Source organism: Bradyrhizobium sp. JHI2711 (genome assembly GCF_056156565.1).
The window spans coordinates 601,847-622,929 of sequence record NZ_JBPZPT010000001.1 but is presented as its reverse complement, the minus strand read 5'-3'; the positions used below and the strand labels follow the sequence as shown (position 1 = coordinate 622,929).

The following is a 21,083-nucleotide window of genomic DNA, read 5'->3' as shown; positions in this document are numbered from 1 at the left end:
GCCTCCTCGGCTTCGGGTTCAGTTTGGGGGTGGAGAGAGGACTGCCGATGCGGCAACGGGCTTGCCACCGGCGGTAATGACGGTCGCGGGACCCTTGCCGCCGGAGCGCATCGAGGGCGACGACATCGCCGCGAACTTCTCGCGCTTGAGCCGCACCTGGATCATGTGCGGGCAGCGGTGGTCGTCGTAATAGAGTTCCTGACAATGCATGCAGTAGATGCATTCGTTGACGTTGATGTGCCCCTCGGGATGGATCGACTGCACCGGGCATTCCTTGGCGCAGCGCTGACACGGCGAGCCGCATTCTTCCCAGCGGCGCAGCCATTCGAACGTCCGCATGCGCCCGGGAATCGCGAGCGCCGCGCCGAGCGGACAGAGGTAGCGACAGAAAAAGCGCTCGATGAAGAGGCCGATGACGAGCAGGGCGACTGCATAGGCCACGAACGGCCAGCTTCGTGAGAATTTCAGGATGATCGCGGTCTTGAACGGCTCGACCTCGGCAAATCGCTCGGCCATCTCGACGGAGTAGAGCGACAGCCCGAACAGTCCGAGAAAGATGATGTACTTGATCGGCCATAGCCGTTCATGCAGTCCCCACGGCACCGTTATTTGCGGCACCTTCAGCCATTTCGCAGCCGTGTTGGTGAGCTCCTGCAGTGCGCCAAAGGGACACAGCCAACCGCAGAACGGTCCGCGCCCCCAGAACAGGAGCCCGCCGGCCGTCGCCGCCCATAGAATGAAGATCAGCGGCGCGGCGAGGAAGAATTCCCAGTGGAAGCCGGTCACCAGCGCGTTGGTGAAGGTGACGACGTTGACGACGGAGAGCTGCGCGTTGGCGTACCAGCCGAGCCAGACCAGAACGAAGGCGAGATAGCCCCGCCGCACCCAGGTGTAGAGCACCGGGCGGCGCACCAAGAGGTTTTGGAAGAAGAAGACGCCGGTGAGGGCGGCCAGCATGAAGGCGGTGATGGCGATCGAGACCGTGCTCGATCGCCAGATCCGCATCCAGAGTGGCTCGTCCGCCTCCGCCGGCGGGGCGGCTGCGACGGCTGCCTGCGAGGGCGGAGGCGCTGCGCTCTCTGGCACGGTCACGGCCCGCTGCTCGCGGCGTATGTAGCTATCGGGCAGGGTGTAGTTGACGTCGAAGGTCAGGAATGCCTTGTCGCGACCGCCGAGGCTGCGCTGCACCAGGAGCTGAAGCTGCCACGGCTGCGTTGGATCCAGCGTGAACTCGGGAGGCGTGACGAACAGCGCGACTTCCCTGAACTCCGGCGCGCCGACCGTGTCCAGCGCACCAAGGCGGGTATGGTTCCGGTCGCGGAAGCGGGTGCTGTTGCCTTCCTGCAGGATTTCGATCCGATCGAAGATACCACCGCGCACATAGGCCGAGCCCTTGAAGGAGTAGGGGCCGTTGCCGGCGACGATGATCGCCTGCTGTCCGGGCTTAAGGCCCTCCTTCAAGCGTCGATAGCCATCCTCGCCAAGGAGGCTGCGGCCGATCGTGGGCGCACTCGCGAGGGCGACGTAAAGATCGATGAAGGTGTCGTTCGCGTCACCCGGTTCGGGATATTGAGTCGCCGCCGCGCTGCCGGATTTTGCAAAGGCGTCGTTGATGTCGCCGATCCCGAGATGAAGCCGGCGGATCGAACCGTCGCCGACGAGGCTCTCCCAGTCGCGGACTTCGCTGTGTTCGAGATCCATCGTCTTGATGGCGGGGGGCAGGGCAGCTGAAACCGCCGCGCCGTTGCCGCCGCCAACACGGCCGCTTCGGATCAGCTTGGACGCCGCACGAACGATGCTGTCGCCCATCACCAGCACGGTGACGGTTGCGCCGCTGACGATGTCGACCTGCGGTGGCCTCTCGGCACCACTTGCGACCGGCTTCATGTCCTTGCCGATCAGCGCGTTCACGGCAGCGATGATGCGCGCCTCGGGAATGCCGACCAGCACGATCGGCTCCTTGTGATCGACGAGCTTGATGCCGGTGATGACGCCGTTGGGGTCGATTCCAGCCAGCAAGTGAATCGGTTTGCCGGAGTAGCCGACGGTGTTGGCGAAGTCGGAGTTCAGGAACACGAAACCTTGGAGCTGGTCGCCACGATAGACGGGCACGATGGGCGGATCGCCCTGCGGAGGTCCGAACCGCTCGGCGCTTGGGAAGAAGTCAGCAGGCGATGTTTTGGAAAGATAACCGGCAAGATTCCCTGCGGCGCATGCGGGTTCGAGCCACAGCGTTGCACAAATCGCAAAGAGGACGGCGAGCAACGGGCCGCCGAGCCAATCGTTTGCGGTTGCGGAACAACTCCGGGCCATGAGCACCACAGGTGGAACAGCCGCCCCAAACGAGGACAGCTTTTCATTCGATTTTGAAAGTTTGACGTCCCGGGATCGCCGCTGAAGCCGGGTTGGCGGGCTCATTGCTGCCTGAGCCGAATTGACTCGCGTCAATACAGCCTTGTTAGTATCCGGACACGATGCCTCATTGCGCTGGATCAAACAGCGAAGGAATTCGGCAATGCCTCTGCTTCGAAAGGCTCTCCTGGGAGCCGAGCCGACCGGTACCTTGCAGTCGCTTGATGAGCTGTTCGCGCTCGCGCATGCCATGGAACAGGAGGCCGCGAACAGGTACAGCGGATTTGCCGATGAGATGCGTCGGCAGAACAAGAACGACTTGGCGGCGGTATTCACCCAACTCGCAGCCGCGGAACGCGAGCACGTCGACAGCGTCGCACGATGGTCGCAATCGCGCTGCGGCAAGGATCCGGATCCTGCGCTGGTGCGCTGGGAAGCGCCCGAGACCTTCGATGCAGAGACCGCCGCTGAGGTGAACACCTCGCGGCTTTTGACGCCGTACCGCGCGTTAGCGATGGCAGTGCGCAATGAGGAACGGGCCTTCGCGTTCTGGTCCTACCTGGCAGCCTATTCCCGGGATCCTGAAGTCAAGAAGGCGTCCGAGGCCATGGCAAGGGAGGAACTCGGCCATGTCGCCGCGCTGCGGAAGGAGAGGCGGCGCGCATATCGCCACGAACACGAACGGAGCCGTGCCGAGACGTCGGCGGAGCCTCGACCGCCGCATATCGACGCGCAGCGGCTCGAGCTCCGCCTGGCCGCGCAACTTGCCGAGATGGAACCACGCCTGAGCGGGCCAGCGGCGGTCCGGATAAGGGGCATTCGCCAACAGGCAATCGAGATGGCCGACGCCGCCGTGGGTGCGGGAAGCTTTCCGGCGCCCATGGAACGCAAAGGCCCATTGGAGGTCGCCGAAGCGCTCGTCGACGGCTACCTCGAAGGCGCCGAACGGGCGACCGATGCGGCCCACCTCGAACGCCTGCAGCGACTGGCAGAGCAAGCGATCTCGAGATTGGCTTGGCTCCGATCGCTGTCGGCGGCGTAACGCGCTTGCGGCAATCGTGGCTATGGGTGCCGTCGATCGCATGGCGGCTTGTCCGAAGGACAGTGGCCGGCAGGCCGTCGAAAGCGTCCCAGACGGAATCTCAGGGTGGGCCTCGGTGCGATGCGAGCGGTCGGATGCCGTCGCCAGAGCAAAATCCACAATTCGCATAAGGTATATTATGGAATATATTTATGTACAATCAGATCAGTTATTTGGGCGGAATTGCTGACATCCGACCTTCGCCAAAGCCCGTATCTCCGTCTGCGCGTCGGCCGTCGTCTTAGCTCTTGACGTCTACTGTGCATGGGGTTGTTTTTCAGGTTTTGAAACGGGTCGAGGTCTGCGAAAGCCGATATTGCCGTGACCTTGTCCGGCTGCAATAAGCGAGGCATCCGCGAGATCGCAGATGACCCTAAGGCCGACCGCCCGTATAGGTTTGCATCTCAGAACAACAACAAACCTTCCGAGGAAGCAGACCCATGGTCCTTTCCACGCGCTATTCCCGACGCACGCTTCTCAAGGCTTCCGCCGCGACCGCGGTCCTCGGCGGCCTCGGTGCGCCCCATGTGGCCCGCGCCCAGAGCGCCGAGTTCACCTACAAGTACGCCAATAACCTGCCAGACACCCATCCGCTCAACGTCCGTGCCAAGGAGATGGCGGCGGCGATCAAGACCGAGACAGGCGGCAAGTTCGACCTGCAGATCTTCCCGAACAACCAGCTCGGCTCCGACACCGACATGCTGAGCCAGATCCGCTCCGGCGGCGTCGAGTTCTTCACGCTGTCCGGCCTGATCCTGTCGACCCTGGTGCCGGCGGCGTCCATCAACGGCATCGGCTTCGCGTTCCCGGACTACGACACGGTCTGGAAGGCCATGGACGGCGATCTCGGCGCCCATGTCCGCGGCGAGATCAAGAAGGCCGGCCTCGAGGTCATGGACAAGATCTGGGACAACGGCTTCCGCCAGACCACGTCGTCGACCAGGCCGATCGCCGGGCCTGACGATCTCAAGGGCTTCAAGATCCGCGTGCCGGTGTCGCCGCTGTGGACCTCGATGTTCAAGGCGTTCGATGCCGCGCCCGCCTCGATCAATTTCAGCGAGGTTTATTCCGCACTCCAGACCAAGATCGTCGAGGGCCAGGAGAACCCGCTGGCCATCATCTCGACCGGCAAGCTCTACGAGGTGCAGAAGTACTGCTCGCTGACCAACCACATGTGGGACGGCTTCTGGTTCCTGGCCAACCGCAGAGCCTGGGAAAAGCTGCCGCAGGACGTGCGCACCATCGTCGCCAGGAACATCAATGCCGCCGCCGTTAGGGAGCGTGAGGATACCGCCAAGCTGAACGCCAACCTGCAGCAGGAGCTCGCGGGCAAGGGCCTGGCCTTCAACCAGCCGCCTATCGCGCCGTTCCGCGACAAGCTGCGCTCCGCCGGCTTCTATGCCGAATGGAAGGGCAAATATGGCGATCAGGCTTGGGAGCTTCTGGAGAAGGCCGTCGGCAAGCTGTCGTAGCGCGTTGGGGCCGTCGAGGTCGGTATCAGGATGGCTCATGTCGAGATCGAGATGACCGAAGCTGTGGGCGAGGTGACGTTGCAGTCCCCTCGCCGACCTTCGCTGCTGGCCTCAGTTGAGCGCGTGCTCGGCCTCGTCGTCGAAATCCCGACGGCGATCCTGGTGGTCGCCGAGATCGTGATCCTGTTTGCCGGCGTGGTCGCACGCTACGGCCTGCACCGGCCGCTGATCTGGTCGGACGAGCTCGCCTCGATCCTGTTCCTGTGGCTCGCCATGCTGGGAGCGGCGGTCGCGTTCCGCCGCTCCGAGCACATGCGCATGACGGCGGTCCTCGCCAGCGCCAGGCCGGCGATGCGGGCCTATCTCGATCTGGTCGCGACCTCCGCGGCCCTGGCGTTCCTGATCCTGATTGTGTGGCCGGCCTGCGACTACGCCTATGAAGAAAGCTACATCACGACGCCGGCGCTGCAGATCTCCAACATGTGGCGCGCCGCTGCGCTGCCGGCCGGCATCGGCCTGATGGCGGCCTTCGCCTTGCTGCGGCTCGTGCGCGCGGCCGACCACCGAATGGTTGCGGCCGCCGTGCTGTCGGTTGCGGTCGTGATCGGCCTGTTCTGGCTGGCCGAGCCATTGCTGCGGCCGCTCGGCAATCTCAACCTCGTCATCTTCTTCGTCGGCGTCGCCGGCTTCTGCGTCTTTGCCGGGGTTCCCATTGCGTTCGGCTTTGGTCTTGCGATCTACGGCTATCTCGCGCTGACCACGCGCACGCCGGTCATGGTGCTGGTCGGGCGGATGGACGAGGGCATGAGCCACCTCATCCTGCTTTCCGTGCCGCTGTTCGTGTTCTTGGGGTTGCTGATCGAGATGACCGGCATGGCGCGGGCCATGGTGGCGTTCCTGGCAAGCCTGCTCGGCCATATCAGGGGCGGCCTGCATTACGTGCTGGTCGGCGCGATGTACCTCGTCTCCGGCATCTCTGGCGCCAAGGCGGCCGACATGGCGGCAGTCGCGCCCGTGCTGTTCCCGGAGATGAAAGAGCGCGGCGCCAAGCCCGGCGATCTCGTCGCGCTGCTGGCGGCCACCGGCGCCCAGACCGAGACCATCCCGCCCAGCCTCGTGCTGATCACGATCGGCTCGGTCACGGGCGTCTCGATCGCCGCCCTCTTCACCGGCGGCCTCCTGCCCGGCGTCGTGCTCGCCGTCACGCTCTGCATGCTGGTGTGGTGGCGCTACCGCCACGAGGACATGAGCCACGTCCGCCGCGCGACGGCATCCGAGATCGGCAAGACCTTCGTCGTCGCCCTGCCCGCGCTCGCGCTGCCCTTCGTGATCCGCTATGCCGTGGTCGAGGGCATCGCGACCGCGACCGAAGTCTCCACCATCGGCATCGTCTATGGCGCCCTCGTCGGCCTTCTGATCTACCGCCGCTTCGACTGGCGGCGGCTGTTTCCGATGCTCGTCGAGACCGCCGCGCTGTCGGGTGCGATCCTCCTGATCATCGGCACGGCGACCGGCATGGCCTGGGGCCTGACCCAATCCGGCTTCTCGCGCTCGCTGGCTGCAGCCATGACGGGATTGCCGGGCGGGGCTGCGACCTTCATCGCCGTGTCGATCCTGGCCTTCACCATCCTCGGCAGCGTGCTGGAGGGCATCCCGGCGATCGTGCTGTTCGGACCGCTGCTGTTTCCGATCGCCCGCGCCGTCGGCGTGCACGAGGTGCACTACGCCATGGTGATCATTCTCGCCATGGGTATCGGGCTATTCGCCCCGCCCTTCGGCGTCGGCTATTATGCCGCCTGCGCCATCGGGCGCGTCGATCCGGCCGAAGGCATCAGGCCGATCTGGGGCTATCTGCTGGCGCTGCTGGTGGGATTGATCATCGTCGCGATCTTCCCGTGGATCTCGATCGGATTTCTTTGATGCGGTTTAAGGAGGGTGTCGATGAGCGAGCGACAGAATCCGTACAATATCGGCCTCGACAAGACGCAAGCCAACTATGTGCCGCTGAGCCCGCTGAGCTTCCTCGCGCGCAGCGCCGCGGTCTATCCCGATCACGTCAGCACGGTCTATGAAGGCCGCAGCTTCACCTGGGCTCAGACCTATGAGCGCTGCCGGCGGTTCGCCTCGTGGCTTTCGAGCAAGGGCATCGGCGTCGGCGACACCGTCGCGGCGATGCTGCCGAACATTCCCGCGATGAACGAGGCGCACTTCGCGGTGCCCATGACCGGCGCCGTGCTCAACGCGCTCAACATCCGCCTCGATGCGCCTTCGATCGCGTTCCAGCTCGATCATGGCGGCGCGAAAATCATCCTGGTCGATCCAGAGTTTTCAGGCGTCATCACTGCGGCCCTGGCGCAGATGACCGGCCCCAAGCCGCTGGTGGTCGACGTCGACGATGCATCGTTCAAGGGCGGCACCCGCATCGGCGAGATCGAATACGAGGCAGCCGTCGCCGAAGGCGATCCAGGCTTCGCGCCGATCACGCCGAGCGATGAATGGGACGCGATTGCGCTGAGCTACACCTCGGGCACGACGGGCAATCCCAAGGGCGTCGTCACCCATCATCGCGGCGCCTATCTGAACGCCGTCAGCAACATCCTCGCCGGCAATCTCGGCCAGCATCCGGTCTATCTCTGGACGCTGCCGATGTTCCACTGCAACGGCTGGTGCTTTCCCTGGACCATTGCGGCGGCCGCCGGCATCAATGTCTGCCTGCGCAAGGTGGAGCCGACCAGGATCTTCGAGCTGATCAAGCAACACGGCGTCACCCATATGTGCGGCGCGCCGATCGTCTACAACACGCTGATCAACGCGCCCGATGCACCAAAGGGCGATGCGGCCCGCCGCGTCGTCGGCCTGATCGCGGGCGCAGCGCCGCCGGTCGCGGTGCTGGAAGGCGCCGAAAGCATCGGCATCAAGCTGACGCATGTTTACGGCCTGACCGAGGTCTACGGCCCCGCCTCCGTCTGCGCCGAGCAGCCGGGCTGGGATGACCTGCCCGCCGCCGAGCGCGCGCGCATGAAGCGCCGGCAGGGCGTGCCCTACCCGCTGCAGGAAAGCGTCACCGTGATCAACCCGCAAACGATGCAGCACGTGCCGCGCGACGGCGAGACCATCGGCGAGGTCATGTTCCGCGGCAACATCGTGATGAAGGGCTACCTGAAGAACGAGAAGGCGACGAAGGAAGCTTTCGAAGGCGGCTGGTTCCACACCGGCGATCTCGGCGTGCTCGACGAGCACGGCTACGTCATCATCAAGGATCGCTCCAAGGACATCATCATCTCCGGCGGCGAGAACATTTCCTCGGTCGAGGTCGAGGACATCCTCTACAAGCACCCGGCCGTGCTGTTCGCGGCCGTGGTGGCAAAGCCCGATCCGAAATGGGGTGAAGTGCCCTGCGCCTTCGTCGAACTGAAAGAGGGCGCCAGTGCCAGCGAGGCGGATATCATCGCCTTCTGCCGCAGCCAGATGTCCGGCTTCAAGACGCCGAAGGCGGTCGTGTTCGGGCCGATCCCGAAGACGTCCACGGGCAAGATCCAAAAGTTCCTGCTGCGCAACGAAGTCGGCTCGGTGAAGGCGATCTCGGCCTGACCAGCGGCCAAAGAAGCTTCCGCCCGCCTGCGGCGGGCGGAAGCTCTCTCATCCTCACATCTTCTTGTAGGCGTCGAGCACCGCCTGACCGTCGGCCCCTGCCTTCTTAAGCCAGTCGGCCGTGAGCTGGTCGCCGATCTTCTGGAAGCCGGCCTTCAGTGCCGGGCTCGGCGGCTCGACAGTCATGCCTTTGGCCTTGAGCTGACCGAGGTACCAATTGGCCTTCTCTTCCCAAGCCTTCCAGCCGCGCGTCTCCGCGGTGGCGGCGGCCTTCAGGATGGCCTCCTGGGTCGGCTTGTCGAGCGCCTCGAACGCAGCCTTGTTGACGAAAGTGTAGTTCTTCGGAATCCAGGCCTGGACGTCATAGAAGTATTTGAGCGACTCCCACGCCTTCGAATCGTAGCCGGTGCCGCCCGACGACATGAAGGAGTTCACCACGCCGGTCGCCAACGCCTGTGGCAGTTCCGCAGCCTGGATCGTGACCGATTGCGCGCCGACCAGTTCGCCGATCCGCGCGGTCCCGACATTGTAGGCGCGCCACTTCAGACCCTTCATGTCCTCGATCGTGGCCAGCGGCTTGTTGACGTAGACGCCCTGCGGTGCCCACGGCACCACGAACAGCAGCTTGAGACCTTGCGCGTCGAGCTTCTTGGCGATCGCAGGCTTGGAGGCCTGATACAGCTTCGTCGCCTCGGGGAAGCTGGTCGCGAGGAACGGCACGACGTCGACGCCGAAGATCGGGTCTTCGTTCTCGTGGATCGACAGCAGCACCTCACCCATCTGCGCCTGCCCGGTCACCACGGCGCGCTTGATGTCGGGCGCCTTGAACAGCGAGGCGCCCGGATGAACCGTGATCTGGAGCTTGCCCGAGGTGGCGGCTTCGACGTCCTTGGCGAACGCGACCAGGTTCTCGGAGTGCGGGTTGTCCGCAGGATACGCTGCCGGCAGATTCCATTTGGTCTGAGCCAAGGCAGGTGTCGCGGCCAGCACAGCGCCGGCAATCAAGGATGCGTGGAATAAACGAGACATCATCGGACTTCTCCTCACAGTCGATCTAGAGAACGGGTACGCTCAGTCTGGGAAAGCGAGCTTCGGCAGGAACGTCACGATCTGCGGATACTCCGTGATGATGAAGACCGCAGCGAGCAATAGCACGAAGAACGGGAAGGCCGCCCGCGCGACCGTGAACGTGTCGCGGCCGCTCATGTTCTGGAGCACGAACAGGTTGAACCCCACCGGCGGCGTGATCTGCGCCATTTCGACGTGGATGATCAGATAGACGCCGAACCAGACCAGGTCGAGGCCGGCCTGCCTGACCATGGGCAGCACGATGACGGCGGTCAGAACGATCATCGAGATGCCGTCGATCAGACAACCTAGGATGATGTACATGATGCTCAGATACAGCGCCAGCATGCTCGGCGTGAGGTGCTGGCCCTGGACCCAGGTGGCGAGCGCGGCCGGAATGCCCGTATAGGCCATCGCAGCCGTGGTGTAGGCCGCGCCTGCCAGGATCAGCATGATCATGCAGGTCAGGCGCGTCGCACTCATGATGCTCTCGAGGAAGTTCTTGCGCGTGAGCGTGCCGCTCCACCACGCCAGCAGCAGCGCGCCGGAAACACCCCAGGCCGCGCATTCCGTCGCTGTCGCAAAGCCGAGAACGAGCGACAGGAACACCGCCAGGATCAGCAGCAGGCAGGGCGCGAGCTTGGCGGATTCGCGCAGCTTCTGCCGGAACGGCATCGGCGGATCGCGCGGCGGAACCTTCTCCGGGTTGAGCAGCGACCAGATGATGATGTAGCCGGAATAGAGCGCGATCACGAGCAATCCCGGCAGGAAGCCGCCGAGAAATACTTGAAGCACGGAGACGTTCGCCGTGACGGCATAGACCACCATCGGAATCGACGGCGGGATCAGAAGGCCGAGCGTGCCCGAGCCCGCCAGCGATCCGAGGCTCAGGCCCTTGTCATAGCCGCGCTTGTCGAGCTCCGGCAGCGCGATCTTGCCGATCGTCGCGCAGGTCGCCGCCGACGAACCCGACACCGCCGCGAAGATGCCGCAGCCGATCACGTTCACATGTGTCAGCCGTCCCGGCAGCCACTGCACCCAGGGCGACAGGCCGCGGAACATTTCCTCCGACAATTTGGTGCGGAAGAGAATCTCTCCCATCCAGATGAACAACGGCAGGGCCGCCAGCGTCCAGGATGAGCTCGCGCTCCAGGTGGTGGTCGCAAGCACGGTGCCGAGCGGCAGGCTCGTGGTGAGCGCCATCGCCACGAAGCCGACCAGCCCGAGCGAGACCGCGATCCAGACGCCGCTTCCCAGCAGCAGGATCATGACGCCGAGCAGGACGAACGACAGCTCGATCATGCCGAGACTGGCCATGGTCAGCCCCCACCGCCCTGCGAGATGCGTTCGACGAACTCTTCCGGAGTTTCGTCGGGCGAGCCCTTCTCGTAGCTCGGACGGTTGCCGCCGATGACGTTGACCATCTCGTCGATCAGCGCGATCGAGAGGATCACGAGGCCGCCGGCGAAGCCGAGCTGGGGAATCCAGAGCGGAAGCGCGACCACGCCCTGCGCCACGTCGTTGAAGCGCCAGGAATCGTAGGTCATCTGCACAGCATGACGGGTGAAGTAGAGAATGAAGGCAGCGGCAATGCCGAGCGCCACGACCTCCGCGATCTGCTTGGTCCGCCCGTGCAAGCGCTCCAGCAACAGGCCGACGCGGATCATCTCTCCGCGCTTGAAGGTGTGAGCGAGGCCGAGGAACGCCATCGCCGCCATGCACCAGGACGCAAAATCATCGCCGGCGGGAATGTTGAGCGCAAACTGGCGCCCGACCGACATCACCATCATGATTGCGAAGATCGCGACCAGGAAGACGCCCGCGGCATAGCCCGCGCCGAGATAGAGGAGGTCCAGCGCGCGTCGTACCGGTCCCTGAGTCGCTACATCGTCCTCTGCCAACGCGATCCCCATCCTCACACGATGCGACTCGACGGACCGATAGCATCCGACTGCCGGTCCTGTTTGAATATCGCCCTGCCCAACGCCTGTCTTTCAGACGTTAGATCAACATGATGGGGCCGGTGCAAGCAAGGTCTATGCCGGCTGGCAGGAGAATTTCCACCGCGGGTTTAGTGCGTCTCGAGCCGCAGCCCGTCATAGGCCGGCACCACGCCAGGGGGCAGCGACTGCCGGATAACCTCATAATCGACGTCGGCGGTCATGTTGGTGATGACCGCGCGCTTCGGCTTGAAGCGCTCGATCCAGGACAGCGCGTCGTTGATGCTGAAATGACTGACATGGCTGGTGTAGCGCAGGCCGTCGACGATCCAGAGATCGAGATCTTCCAGCGCCCCCCAGCTCTCGCGCGGGATGTCGTTGAGGTCTGGCGTATAGGCCGCATCCCCGATGCGGTAGCCGAGCGCGGGGATGTTGCCGTGCTGCACCAGAAAGGCGGTCATCGTCACCGCGCCGCCCTTCCCCAGAATGGTCTGGCTTTCTCCCGCCTCGATCGAATGCCGCGTCAGGATCGGCGGATAATCGCTGCCCTCGGGCGAGATGAAGCAATAGGAGAACCGCGACAGGATGTCCTTGGCGGTCGACTGGTTGAAATAGGTTGGAATGCGCCGGCGCATGTGCATGACGACCGAGCGCAGATCATCCATGCCGTGGGTCTGGTCGGCATGTTCGTGCGTCAGGAACACCGCGTCGATGTGGTCGACATTGGTCGAGAGCAATTGTTCGCGCAGGTCCGGCGAGGTGTCGATCACGATGCGTGTCGTGCCATGCTCGGACGTCCGTTCGACCAGCAGCGAGCAGCGGCGACGGCGGTTCTTGGGATTGTTGGGATCACAGGCGCCCCAGCCGAGCGCCGGGCGCGGCACGCCGGCGGAGGAGCCGCAGCCCAGGATCGTCAGCGTCAGCGTCATGTGGCTCCCAGTCTCAAGCTTTCACCTTCGAGAACAGGCGGAAGAAGTTTTCGCTGGTCTGGCGCGAGATCTCGTCGAGCGACACGCCGCGCGTCTCGGCGAGCACCTTTGCGACCTCGACCACGTAGGCCGGCTCGTTGCGCTTGCCCCGAAATTTGCCGGGCGCAAGATAGGGCGAGTCTGTTTCGACCAGGATACGATCGGGCGGCAGTTCGGCTGCGATCGCGCGTAAGGTCTCCGATTTCTTGAAGGTCAGGATTCCCGTGAAGCCGATATAGAGCCCGAGCGACACCGCCTTCAGTGCCAGCTCGCGCCCGCCCGTGTAACAATGCAGGACGGCGCGAAACGATCCCTTTGCGGCCTCCTCTTCCAGGATGCGCGCGCAGTCCTCGTCGGCCTCGCGGGTATGGATCACCAGCGGCAGTCCGGTGGTGCGGGCGGCGGCGATGTGGGCGCGAAAGCCCCTCGCCTGCGCCTCCGGCGAGCCGTTGTCGTAGAAATAATCGAGCCCGGCCTCGCCGAGCGCGACGACCTTGGGATGCTGGGTCAGCGCAATCAGCTCATCCGGCGCGATGCCGTCCTCCTCGTCCGCATGATGCGGATGGGTGCCGACCGAGCAATAGACGTCGTCATAGCGCTCCGCGATGGCGAGCAGGTCCTGCAGCCGCCGGACCCGCGTCGAGATCGTGACCATGCGGGCGATCCCGGCGGCTCGCGCCCGCGACACGATACCGTCGAGATCTTCCGCAAAGTCCGGAAAATCCAGATGGCAATGACTGTCGACCAGCATCGTGCGAACGCCTTCAGGCCGCCGGCTCGACGTAGCGCGGGAACGCCGGCATCGGCGCCGGCAGCGTCGAACCGGGCGCGATGCGCTTGGCGCCGCCGAGCATGTCAAAATTGCGCTCGGCTTCGGGGATGCCGAGGCTGTCGAGCAGCTTGCCGGAGGCGGTCGGCATCGCGGGCTGAGCCAGGATCGCAATCTGACGCACGACTTCGGCGGTGACGTAGAGCACCGTCTTCTGCCTGGCCGGATCCGTCTTGGCGAGCGCCCACGGCGCTTCACCCGCAAAATAGCGGTTGGCCTCCGCGACCACGGCCCAGACGGCGTTGAGCCATTGATGAATCTGCTGCGTCGCCATGGCTTCACGCGAGGCAGCGATCATGCCGTCGGCCATCGCCAGGATCGCCTTGTCGTTGTCGCTGAACTCGCCGGGCTCGGGCAGCACGCCGCCGAGCTGTTTTGCGATCATCGACAGCGAGCGCTGCGCGAGATTGCCGAGATCGTTGGCGAGATCGGCGTTGATGCGCGCGACAATCGCCTCGTGATTGTAGTTGCCGTCCTGGCCGAACGGCACCTCGCGCAAGAAGAAGTAGCGCAACTGGTCGACGCCGTACTGGTCGGCGAGGTTGAAGGGATCGACAGTGTTGCCGACCGACTTCGACATCTTCTCGCCCCTGTTGAACAGGAAGCCGTGGGCATAGACCCGTTTCGGCAGCGGGATGCCCGCCGACAAAAGGAAGGCCGGCCAATACACCGCATGGAAGCGGATGATGTCCTTGCCGATGACGTGCACGTCGGCCGGCCAATAGCGCCAGTTCTTGTCGCTCTCATCGGGGAAACCGACGCCGGTGATGTAGTTGGTCAACGCATCGACCCAGACATACATCACGTGCTCTTCGTCGCCGGGCACCTTCACGCCCCAATCGAACGTGGTGCGCGAGATCGAGAGATCGCGCAGGCCGCCCTTGACGAAGCTCACCACCTCGTTCTTGCGCGAGTCCGGCCCGACGAAGTCGGGCTGATCCGCATAGAGCTTGAGCAGCTTGTCCTGGTACTCCGACAAGCGGAAGAAATAGCTCTTCTCCTCCACCCATTCCACCGGCGTGCCCTGCGGCCCCAAGCGCACGCCATCGTCGTTCACACGCGTCTCGTCCTCGGCGTAATAGGCCTCGTCACGGACCGAGTACCAGCCCGAATAGGTGTCAGCGTAGATGTCGCCGTTCGCTTCCATGCGGCGCCAGATCTCCTGGCTAGAGCGGTGATGCTGCTCCTCGGTGGTGCGGATGAAGCGGTCGAACGACACGTCCAGGCGCTCGTCCATCTCTCTGAAGCGGCCGGCATTGCGCGTCGCGAGCGCGGCGGTGGACATGCCTTCGTTCGCCGCCGTCTGAATCATCTTCTGACCGTGCTCGTCGGTGCCGGTCAAAAAGAACACATCCTTGCCGTCGAGCCGCGCAAAGCGCGCCAGGGCGTCGGTCGCGATCGCCTCATAGGCATGACCGATATGCGGGCTACCGTTGGGATAGGCGATCGCGGTGGTGATGTAGAAGATGTTGTCGCGCGCGGCGGCAACCGCAGGCGCGGCAACGTGCGCAGAAGCGACGGGCTTCGGCGAACGAGGAGCCTTTGGCTTCGGCGCCTTTGGCTTCTCAGGCGTCACGACGGGAGTCGGTGCGGCGGTCACGGCAGGCGCAGCCGCATTTTTCGCGACCTTCTTCGCCGGAGCCTTGGCCGGCTTTTTGGCAGCTTTCTTCACCGCCTTCTTGGCGACGACCTGCTTCTTCGCGGCCTTCTTTGCGGCGCCCTTCTTCACGCTCTTCTTGACGGCAGCCTTCTTGGTCTTCTTGACCTTCTTGGCAGCTTTGGCCGCGCGCGCCTTGGCCTTTTTCGCGGCTTTCTTGACGGCCTTCTTCGCAGCCTTCTTGCCGCTCTTGCGTTTGACGGATTTCTTAGCTCGCGTTGCCACCACGAATTCCTTTACCGGCTTCTCGAATTTTGGAAACGGCTCGGCGTTCCGTTATTGTTTTGCGCATGATCTTTCGGAAAACCGCTGCGCACTTTTCCGGATCATGCTTTAGCGCGTTGCGTCCGCCAGCCAGCCGAACACCGAGAAAACCAAGGGCTTTCGCTCCAGATTGTAGGTTTCGGTGTCGCGCGCGGCGCGGACGATCTTTTCCCATACCTCAGCTAGCCGCGCAAGGCGCGGCAGGTTCTGGTTGGCATTGGCCTCATCCGCATGCAGGCGCTCCGCAATCCAGCGGTCGATGCCGTCGATGAAGGCCGCAAGCGCCACGCGGTCGCTGGTGCCGAGCGAATCGCCGAGCGTGTGCAATTCGCGCGGATCGACCTGCGGCAGGCGCGCGAGCAGCGCTGCCGTGCGCTGCTGAAGCTTCAGGGCCTCGCCACCGAGCAACGTCAGCGTCCGTGCGACGCTGCCCTCGGAGGCCTCGGCCGCCTCGCGCAGCGCGGCATCGTTCGGATCGAGCTCAGCCGCCGAAGCGGCGGCGCCGATCACATCGTTCGTGGTGAGCGGCCGCAGGCGCAGCTTGCGGCAGCGCGACTGGATCGTGGCGAGCACCCGCGCGGGCGCGTGGCTCACCAGCAGGAACAGCGATTGCTGCGGCGGCTCCTCCAAGATCTTCAGAAGCGCGTTGGCCGCGTTCGGATTGAGCTCGTCGACGGTGTCGACGATGCAGACGCGCCAGCCTTCGGCCGCGGCGGTCGAGCCGAAGAAACCGATCGTCTCGCGCGTCTCGTCCACGGTGATCACGGTGCGCATCACGCCGCGCTCGTTGGCGGTGCGCTCGAGCGTCAGCAGGCCGCCATGCGAGCCGGCCGCCACCTGCCGCGCCACGGCGTCGTCGTGATCGATCGCAAGGCTTTCGGCGCGCTGCACGGCCGGCGCCAGCGGCTGCGCATGGGTGAGCACGAAGCGCGCCATGCGATAGGCCAGCGTCGCCTTGCCGATCCCCTGTGGCCCGCCGATCAGCCAGGCATGCGGAATGCGTCCGCTGCGATAGGCATCAAGCAGCGCGGCCTCCGCCTCGCGATGGCCGAACAGCTGCGACGTCTCGCGCGGATGCGGTATGGCGGTTTCGCGCTCGGCCTGACGCGGGCTCATACCGACACCACTGACGCAGGCGTTGGCAGCAGGCGCTCGCGCAGCGCCGTCCAGACGCGCGCGGCGACCGTGTCCGGATCGGAATTGGCGTCGATCAGCACGCAGCGCGCGGGATCCTCCGCCGCGATCTTGCGATAGGCTTCGCGGAGGCCCTGGTGAAAGCTGAGCTTCTCAGCCTCAAACCTGTCGGGCGTGCCGCTGCCGCGGCGCGCGGCGGCACGTTGCAGGCCGATCTCGACCGGCAAATCGAGGATGATGGTGAGGTCCGGCTTGAGGTCGCCGATCGTCACCCTTTGCATCGCGTTGATCAGGCCATCGGGCACCTGGCCGAGGCTGCCCTGATACGCCCGCGTCGAATCCGCGAAGCGGTCGCACAGCACCCAGACGCCCTGGCTCAGCGCCGGCTGGATCACGGTGCGGACATGGTCATCGCGCGCGGCGGCAAACAGCAGCGTCTCGGCCTCGGGGCCGAGCAGCTTGCCCATGCCCGACAGCACCAGATGACGCATGATTTCAGCGCCCGGCGAGCCGCCCGGCTCCCGCGTCACGCGGATGCGCAGCTTTGCCGCCTTCAGGCGGTCGGCGAGCTTCTTGATCTGGGTCGACTTGCCCGTGCCCTCGCCGCCTTCAAAAGTGATGAAGCGTCCCCGTCCGGACGGCCGCTGTGCAGCGCTCTCACTCATGATCAGAGCTTCTCGGCGCCTGCGCGGAACATGCCGATCACGAGCTCGCTGGCGCCGTCGATCGCGCGGCGCATGGTTGAGCCGGTGCCGATCGCCTCCGCGGCGTAGACCGGCGTCTCGACCGCGATGTTGCCGCTGCGCCAGACCCTGACCACGCCGACCCGCTGGCCGGCCTCGATCGGCGCGCGCACCGGGCCACTATAGACGATGCGCGCAATCAGCTTGTCGCTGCCGTTCTTGTGCACCATCACCTTCACAGGGGTCTTGGCGATGAGCTTGACCGACCGGCTCTCGCCGCCGAACACCTTGGCGTAGCCGACCGGCTGCTCGGCTGCGATCAGGGTGCGGGTCTCGAAATTGCGAAAACCCCATTCCAGCATCTTCTTGGCTTCCGTGGCGCGGTCCTCGGGATCGTCAAGTCCGTTGACGACGACGATCAGCCGCGTGCCGTTCTGCACGGCGGAGCCGACCATGCCGTAGCCGCCTTCCTTGGTGTAGCCGGTCTTCAGGCCGTCAGCGCCTTCCATCGAATTGAGCAGCGGATTGCGGTTTTGCTGGCGGATCTTGTTCCAGGTGAACTCCTTCTCGCCGAACAGTTTGTAGAATTCGGGGAAGTCCAGGATGATGTGCCGGGCAAGCATGCCGAGCTCGCGCACCGTCATCTTGTTGCCGGGATCGGGCAGACCGCTGGAATTGGCGAAGGTCGACCTGGTCATGCCAAGCTCGCGGGCGCGCTTGGTCATGAAGTCCGCGGCAAAGATGCGCTCATTGCCCGCCATGGCTTCGGCCAGCGCGATGCAGGCGTCGTTGCCGCTCTGGATGATCGCGCCGCGCAGGAGATCGTCGACAGAGACCTTGCTGTTGATGGCGGCGAACATGGTCGAGCCGCCCGAGGGGGCCCCGCCTCTGCGCCAGGCATTCTCGCTGATCCGATACTCGTCGTTCAGCTTGATGTCGCCCTTCTTGATGGCATTGAAGACGACCTCCGCGGTCATCAGCTTCATCATGCTCGAGGGCGCGCGCAGCTCGTCGGCGTTCTTCTCGAACAGCACGCTGCCCGAGGAGGCTTCGATCAGGATCGCGGTCGGGGCATCGCCGTCGAAGCCGGCATCTTCCGCTTTCTTGCCGCCCTGGACGCTCTGGTTGGCCGCATGGAGCGCCCCGCCCCAGCCGATGGCCGCCGCCAAAACCGTCGCGATCAGCCCGCGCGCCAGCGTTCCGGCGGTGAGCCGGTTGCGACGAAGCAAAGGAAGACGAAGTGCCATGGCGAAGCCCTGAGAGAGGCGTTCTAACAGCTGGAACAGATGCGAACAACACGCGGTTGGACGCTTGTCGCCGAGATTGCACGATTCTCGCTGCGCCCCTATCGTGACGCCTCATGTTTTTCGACCAAACCCCTGAAACAAGGCGGAAAAGCGAATGCCCTCAACCCGCATGATCAAGGCCAACGGGGTCGAGCTGTTCGTCCGCGAAGCCGGCCAGGGACCGCTTGTGGTCCTGTGCCATGGCTGGCCGGAACTGTCCTATTCCTGGCGCCACCAGATCCCGGCAGTCGCCGAAGCCGGGTTTCACGTCGTCGCCCCCGACATGCGCGGCTATGGTCAGAGCGCGGCGCCACTCGATATGAACGCCTACTCGATCTTCGACACGGTCGGCGACGTGGTGGGCCTCGTCCAGGCGTTCGGTGAGACAAAGGCGATGGTGGTCGGCCACGATTGGGGTGCACCGGTCGCCTGGCACGCGGCGCTGTTCCGGCCGGACATCTTCACGGCGGTCGCGGGCCTGAGCGTGCCGCCGCCGTTCCGGGGCCGCGGCAAGCCGCTCGACCTGCTGCGCCAGGGCGGCGTCACCAACTTCTACTGGCAGTATTTCCAGACGCCCGGCGTCGCCGAGGCCGAGCTCGAGCGTGACGTCGCGCGCACCATGCGCATCGTCCTCGGCGGGCGGGGCCTCGCCGATCCCACCGCGGCCATGTTCGTGCAGGAGGGCAAGGGCTTTCTCGGCCACGCGGGCGCCGACGAGCCGCTGCCTGGCTGGCTCAGCGAGGCAGACCTGGCCTATTTCACCGAGGCCTTCCGCAAGTCCGGCTTCCGCGGCGGGCTCAACTGGTATCGCAACATCGACCGCAATTGGGAGCTGACCGCGCCCTGGCAGGACGCGCAGATTCACCAGCCTTCCCTCTTCATCGCAGGCTCGAAGGACGCCGTCATCACCGGCCTGATCGGGGCCAAGCGGGTCAACGAGCTCGAGCGCGTGCTGCCCAATCTGAAGCGCAAGCTGATCATCGAGGGCGCCGGCCATTGGGTGCAGCAGGAGCGGCCCGAAGAGGTGAATGCGGCGCTCGTCACGTTCTTGAAGGAGAGCGCGGCTCAGTAGAGGCCGCGGCCGCTCAGGATGCTGCGGGCCTCGGCGGCGCCGTCGGTCGAGGCGGCCGCGCTGTCGGCCGCGTAGCGACCGTCCTCGCCATAGGACACCGCGCGGGCGTTCTGGAGCGCCTGGCCCCGGCTGCGGCTCGAGGCCGACATTTCCGAGGTAGCATTGAGCGAAGCCATATCGGCCGAGGTACTGCCGAGATTGTACGGCCGCCCCTCCGGCATCGGGACCTCGCCGCGAATGGCACCGCGGGTCGAGGACGGCAGCTCCGGCACAAACGGCTTAGCCGAGGCGACCCGGACCATCGAGGGCGACGGCGCCGGAACGCCGGTGCGCAGGGTCGCCAGAAGCTGGCGGTCGTCGGAGCCTTCTAGCGGCGCGCGGCCGACATATTCGACGCGGACCTTGGCGACGCCGTTCCCTTTGAATTCAAGGAGTTCGGCGGCTTTGTTGGAGACGTCGATGAGGCGGTTGCCGTGGTAGGGCCCGCGGTCATTGACGCGGACGATCAGCGACTTGCCGTTCGAGACGTTGGTCACCCGCGCATAAGACGGCATCGGCAGGGTCGGATGCGCCGCGGTCAGCGAGGTCATGTCGAACACTTCGCCATTGGCGGTCAGGCGGCCGTGGAAACTGTCGCCGTACCAGGAGGCCATGCCCTCAGCTCGGTAGTTGACGTCCTCCTCCGGCACGTAAGTCCGGCCCGCCACGACATAGGGCTTGCCGACGCGGTAGGTGCCGCCACCCTTCGGGACCGGATCGCCGAAGGCGACCACCCGCGGGCTCGAGGACACGCCGTATTTCGGGTCGACGCGGCTGGCGAACTTGTTTGAGGAGGCGCAGTTGGCGAGCGCAAGGCAGGTCGCGACCGCCGCAACACCGCGCGCGGCTCGCAAAACCGAATCTGACCGATGGATCCCCATGCGCCCCAAATACCACTTCGCCGGAGGCGTACCCAACCCGCTTTGGCTACGGGAGCGCTGTCCGGTCATCTCATCCGAGGCGGCCCACCACCGTCTCGGAAGCGGTAACGATAACGCAACCCGAACGCGGCGGAAATGGGGAGCCCACGGCGATCACGCCGGGATGGTAAACGAGACGTTCGCATTTTTCCGTTGTTCTACGGGGCGATGGCCCCCGCACTGTGCCAGTGCCGGACAGTCTGTTGCGCCAAATCCTCACTCCACCCCCATTGTCGCGCCGCTCACCGAAATTCTTTTGACTGTGCAAGGCCGCCCGCGTTCTCTCGGATGCGAGGGCGGGATTTGGAATTTAACGATGATCGAGACGGTTTCGGCACTGATGGGTCTGGTAAGCGCGGGGATCTTCCTGGCCCATGCGTTCGAGGGTTACCGCACGAGGGCCTGAAGGCACTCGCGCGGACGGCAAGCATCACCTCTTTCAAAGCGGCGCGTTCGGACGGTCTTGGTCGATCCACTCGCGCATCGAACACGAGAGCGGCAGGTGTCCCATGCGTAATCATGACCTCGTATCCGATGGCTTCCTGGCCTTGACCGCCGGCGGCTTGGTGCTGCTCTGCTCGAGCCTCGTCGCGCTGGCGTTTGCCTGAACCGCACGTCCGCCTGTCCAACACGGGTTCTCTCCATTGCGGCGCAGCAGGCGCGGCTGTCCCCGCTCCCATTCAGTTGATTGAATTATTGCGTTCGGCGCCTCGACCAATTGCAAGAG

16 protein-coding genes are annotated in these 21,083 nt (G+C 64.7%); 5 read left to right on the top strand and 11 right to left on the bottom strand.

Annotation, left to right across the window (positions count from 1 at the left end; translation table 11 throughout):
• Positions 1-18: 18 nt before the first annotated feature.
• Positions 19-2,313: a NosR/NirI family protein gene (locus ACTEK7_RS02995; RefSeq protein WP_225147969.1), complete on the bottom strand. Its 2,295-nt coding sequence runs from the start codon at positions 2,311-2,313 to the stop codon at positions 19-21.
• 202 nt (positions 2,314-2,515) lie between these two features.
• Between ACTEK7_RS02995 and ACTEK7_RS02990 the strand changes: the two genes are divergently transcribed.
• The 4 genes from ACTEK7_RS02990 (at position 2,516) to ACTEK7_RS02975 (ending at position 8,496) form a co-directional block, all read left to right on the top strand.
• Positions 2,516-3,394 carry a ferritin family protein gene (locus tag ACTEK7_RS02990; RefSeq protein ID WP_109143764.1) on the top strand — a complete coding sequence of 293 codons (879 nt, stop codon included), beginning with the start codon at positions 2,516-2,518 and terminating at the stop codon, positions 3,392-3,394.
• 479 nt (positions 3,395-3,873) lie between these two features.
• Positions 3,874-4,905, top strand: a complete 1,032-nt coding sequence (locus ACTEK7_RS02985) for a TRAP transporter substrate-binding protein (protein ID WP_225147970.1) — start codon at positions 3,874-3,876, stop codon at positions 4,903-4,905.
• Between the two features lie 30 nt (positions 4,906-4,935).
• Positions 4,936-6,825, top strand: a complete 1,890-nt coding sequence (locus ACTEK7_RS02980; RefSeq protein WP_225147971.1) for a TRAP transporter large permease — start codon at positions 4,936-4,938, stop codon at positions 6,823-6,825.
• A 21-nt stretch (positions 6,826-6,846) separates the two neighbouring features.
• Positions 6,847-8,496: an acyl-CoA synthetase gene (locus tag ACTEK7_RS02975; RefSeq protein ID WP_225137302.1), complete on the top strand. Its 1,650-nt coding sequence runs from the start codon at positions 6,847-6,849 to the stop codon at positions 8,494-8,496.
• A 54-nt stretch (positions 8,497-8,550) separates the two neighbouring features.
• Here ACTEK7_RS02975 and ACTEK7_RS02970 read toward each other — a convergent pair whose 3' ends face one another.
• The 9 genes from ACTEK7_RS02970 to ACTEK7_RS02930 all read right to left on the bottom strand — a co-directional run bounded on the left by ACTEK7_RS02970 (position 8,551) and on the right by ACTEK7_RS02930 (position 18,286).
• Entirely contained in the window at positions 8,551-9,528 is a 978-nt protein-coding gene (locus tag ACTEK7_RS02970; protein WP_225137304.1) for a TRAP transporter substrate-binding protein, read from the bottom strand.
• 39 nt (positions 9,529-9,567) lie between these two features.
• Positions 9,568-10,881 carry a TRAP transporter large permease gene (locus ACTEK7_RS02965; protein ID WP_225137306.1) on the bottom strand — a complete coding sequence of 438 codons (1,314 nt, stop codon included), beginning with the start codon at positions 10,879-10,881 and terminating at the stop codon, positions 9,568-9,570.
• 2 nt (positions 10,882-10,883) lie between these two features.
• The gene (locus ACTEK7_RS02960) at positions 10,884-11,477 is read right to left on the bottom strand and encodes a TRAP transporter small permease (protein WP_035999231.1); all 594 of its coding nucleotides are present in this window, start codon (positions 11,475-11,477) and stop codon (positions 10,884-10,886) included.
• A 158-nt stretch (positions 11,478-11,635) separates the two neighbouring features.
• A complete protein-coding gene (locus ACTEK7_RS02955) occupies positions 11,636-12,433 on the bottom strand; it encodes an MBL fold metallo-hydrolase (RefSeq protein ID WP_225137308.1) in 798 nt (265 codons plus the stop codon).
• 13 nt (positions 12,434-12,446) lie between these two features.
• Positions 12,447-13,223: a TatD family hydrolase gene (locus ACTEK7_RS02950; protein WP_036039597.1), complete on the bottom strand. Its 777-nt coding sequence runs from the start codon at positions 13,221-13,223 to the stop codon at positions 12,447-12,449.
• Positions 13,224-13,236: 13 nt separating this feature from the next.
• On the bottom strand, positions 13,237-15,183 hold the full coding sequence (gene metG, locus ACTEK7_RS02945; protein ID WP_074448020.1) for a methionine--tRNA ligase: 1,947 nt from the start codon (positions 15,181-15,183) through the stop codon (positions 13,237-13,239).
• 108 nt (positions 15,184-15,291) lie between these two features.
• The gene (locus ACTEK7_RS02940) at positions 15,292-16,338 is read right to left on the bottom strand and encodes a DNA polymerase III subunit delta' (protein WP_225140893.1); all 1,047 of its coding nucleotides are present in this window, start codon (positions 16,336-16,338) and stop codon (positions 15,292-15,294) included.
• Positions 16,335-17,021 (bottom strand): dTMP kinase, encoded by a 687-nt coding sequence (gene tmk / locus ACTEK7_RS02935; RefSeq protein ID WP_225112893.1) that lies wholly within the window; start codon positions 17,019-17,021, stop codon positions 16,335-16,337. Before tmk ends, ACTEK7_RS02940 begins: the two co-directional genes overlap by 4 nt.
• A gap of 2 nt (positions 17,022-17,023) precedes the next feature.
• Positions 17,024-18,286: a D-alanyl-D-alanine carboxypeptidase family protein gene (locus tag ACTEK7_RS02930; protein WP_225112894.1), complete on the bottom strand. Its 1,263-nt coding sequence runs from the start codon at positions 18,284-18,286 to the stop codon at positions 17,024-17,026.
• 154 nt (positions 18,287-18,440) lie between these two features.
• On the opposite strand from ACTEK7_RS02930, the gene ACTEK7_RS02925 reads away from it, so the two are divergent.
• Entirely contained in the window at positions 18,441-19,397 is a 957-nt protein-coding gene (locus ACTEK7_RS02925; RefSeq protein ID WP_225129931.1) for an alpha/beta fold hydrolase, read from the top strand.
• Here the strand turns inward: ACTEK7_RS02925 and ACTEK7_RS02920 are convergent.
• Complete coding sequence (locus ACTEK7_RS02920; protein ID WP_057029204.1) at positions 19,391-20,317, bottom strand: septal ring lytic transglycosylase RlpA family protein; 927 nt, start codon at positions 20,315-20,317, stop codon at positions 19,391-19,393. The two genes, ACTEK7_RS02925 and ACTEK7_RS02920, sit on opposite strands and share 7 nt — an antisense overlap.
• Positions 20,318-21,083 lie beyond the last annotated feature (766 nt).

Bases quoted from the DNA above. Each gene is read 5' to 3' on its own strand.
- ACTEK7_RS02995 (WP_225147969.1), bottom strand. From the start codon at position 2,313: ATGGCCCGGAGTTGTTCCGCAACCGCAAACGATTGGCTCGGCGGCCCG.
- ACTEK7_RS02990 (WP_109143764.1), top strand. From the start codon at position 2,516: ATGCCTCTGCTTCGAAAGGCTCTCCTGGGAGCCGAGCCGACCGGTACC.
- ACTEK7_RS02985 (WP_225147970.1), top strand. From the start codon at position 3,874: ATGGTCCTTTCCACGCGCTATTCCCGACGCACGCTTCTCAAGGCTTCC.
- ACTEK7_RS02980 (WP_225147971.1), top strand. From the start codon at position 4,936: ATGGCTCATGTCGAGATCGAGATGACCGAAGCTGTGGGCGAGGTGACG.
- ACTEK7_RS02975 (WP_225137302.1), top strand. From the start codon at position 6,847: ATGAGCGAGCGACAGAATCCGTACAATATCGGCCTCGACAAGACGCAA.
- ACTEK7_RS02970 (WP_225137304.1), bottom strand. From the start codon at position 9,528: ATGATGTCTCGTTTATTCCACGCATCCTTGATTGCCGGCGCTGTGCTG.
- ACTEK7_RS02965 (WP_225137306.1), bottom strand. From the start codon at position 10,881: ATGGCCAGTCTCGGCATGATCGAGCTGTCGTTCGTCCTGCTCGGCGTC.
- ACTEK7_RS02960 (WP_035999231.1), bottom strand. From the start codon at position 11,477: ATGGGGATCGCGTTGGCAGAGGACGATGTAGCGACTCAGGGACCGGTA.
- ACTEK7_RS02955 (WP_225137308.1), bottom strand. From the start codon at position 12,433: ATGACGCTGACGCTGACGATCCTGGGCTGCGGCTCCTCCGCCGGCGTG.
- ACTEK7_RS02950 (WP_036039597.1), bottom strand. From the start codon at position 13,223: ATGCTGGTCGACAGTCATTGCCATCTGGATTTTCCGGACTTTGCGGAA.
- ACTEK7_RS02940 (WP_225140893.1), bottom strand. From the start codon at position 16,338: ATGAGCCCGCGTCAGGCCGAGCGCGAAACCGCCATACCGCATCCGCGC.
- tmk (WP_225112893.1), bottom strand. From the start codon at position 17,021: ATGAGTGAGAGCGCTGCACAGCGGCCGTCCGGACGGGGACGCTTCATC.
- ACTEK7_RS02930 (WP_225112894.1), bottom strand. From the start codon at position 18,286: ATGGCACTTCGTCTTCCTTTGCTTCGTCGCAACCGGCTCACCGCCGGA.
- ACTEK7_RS02925 (WP_225129931.1), top strand. From the start codon at position 18,441: ATGCCCTCAACCCGCATGATCAAGGCCAACGGGGTCGAGCTGTTCGTC.
- ACTEK7_RS02920 (WP_057029204.1), bottom strand. From the start codon at position 20,317: ATGGGGATCCATCGGTCAGATTCGGTTTTGCGAGCCGCGCGCGGTGTT.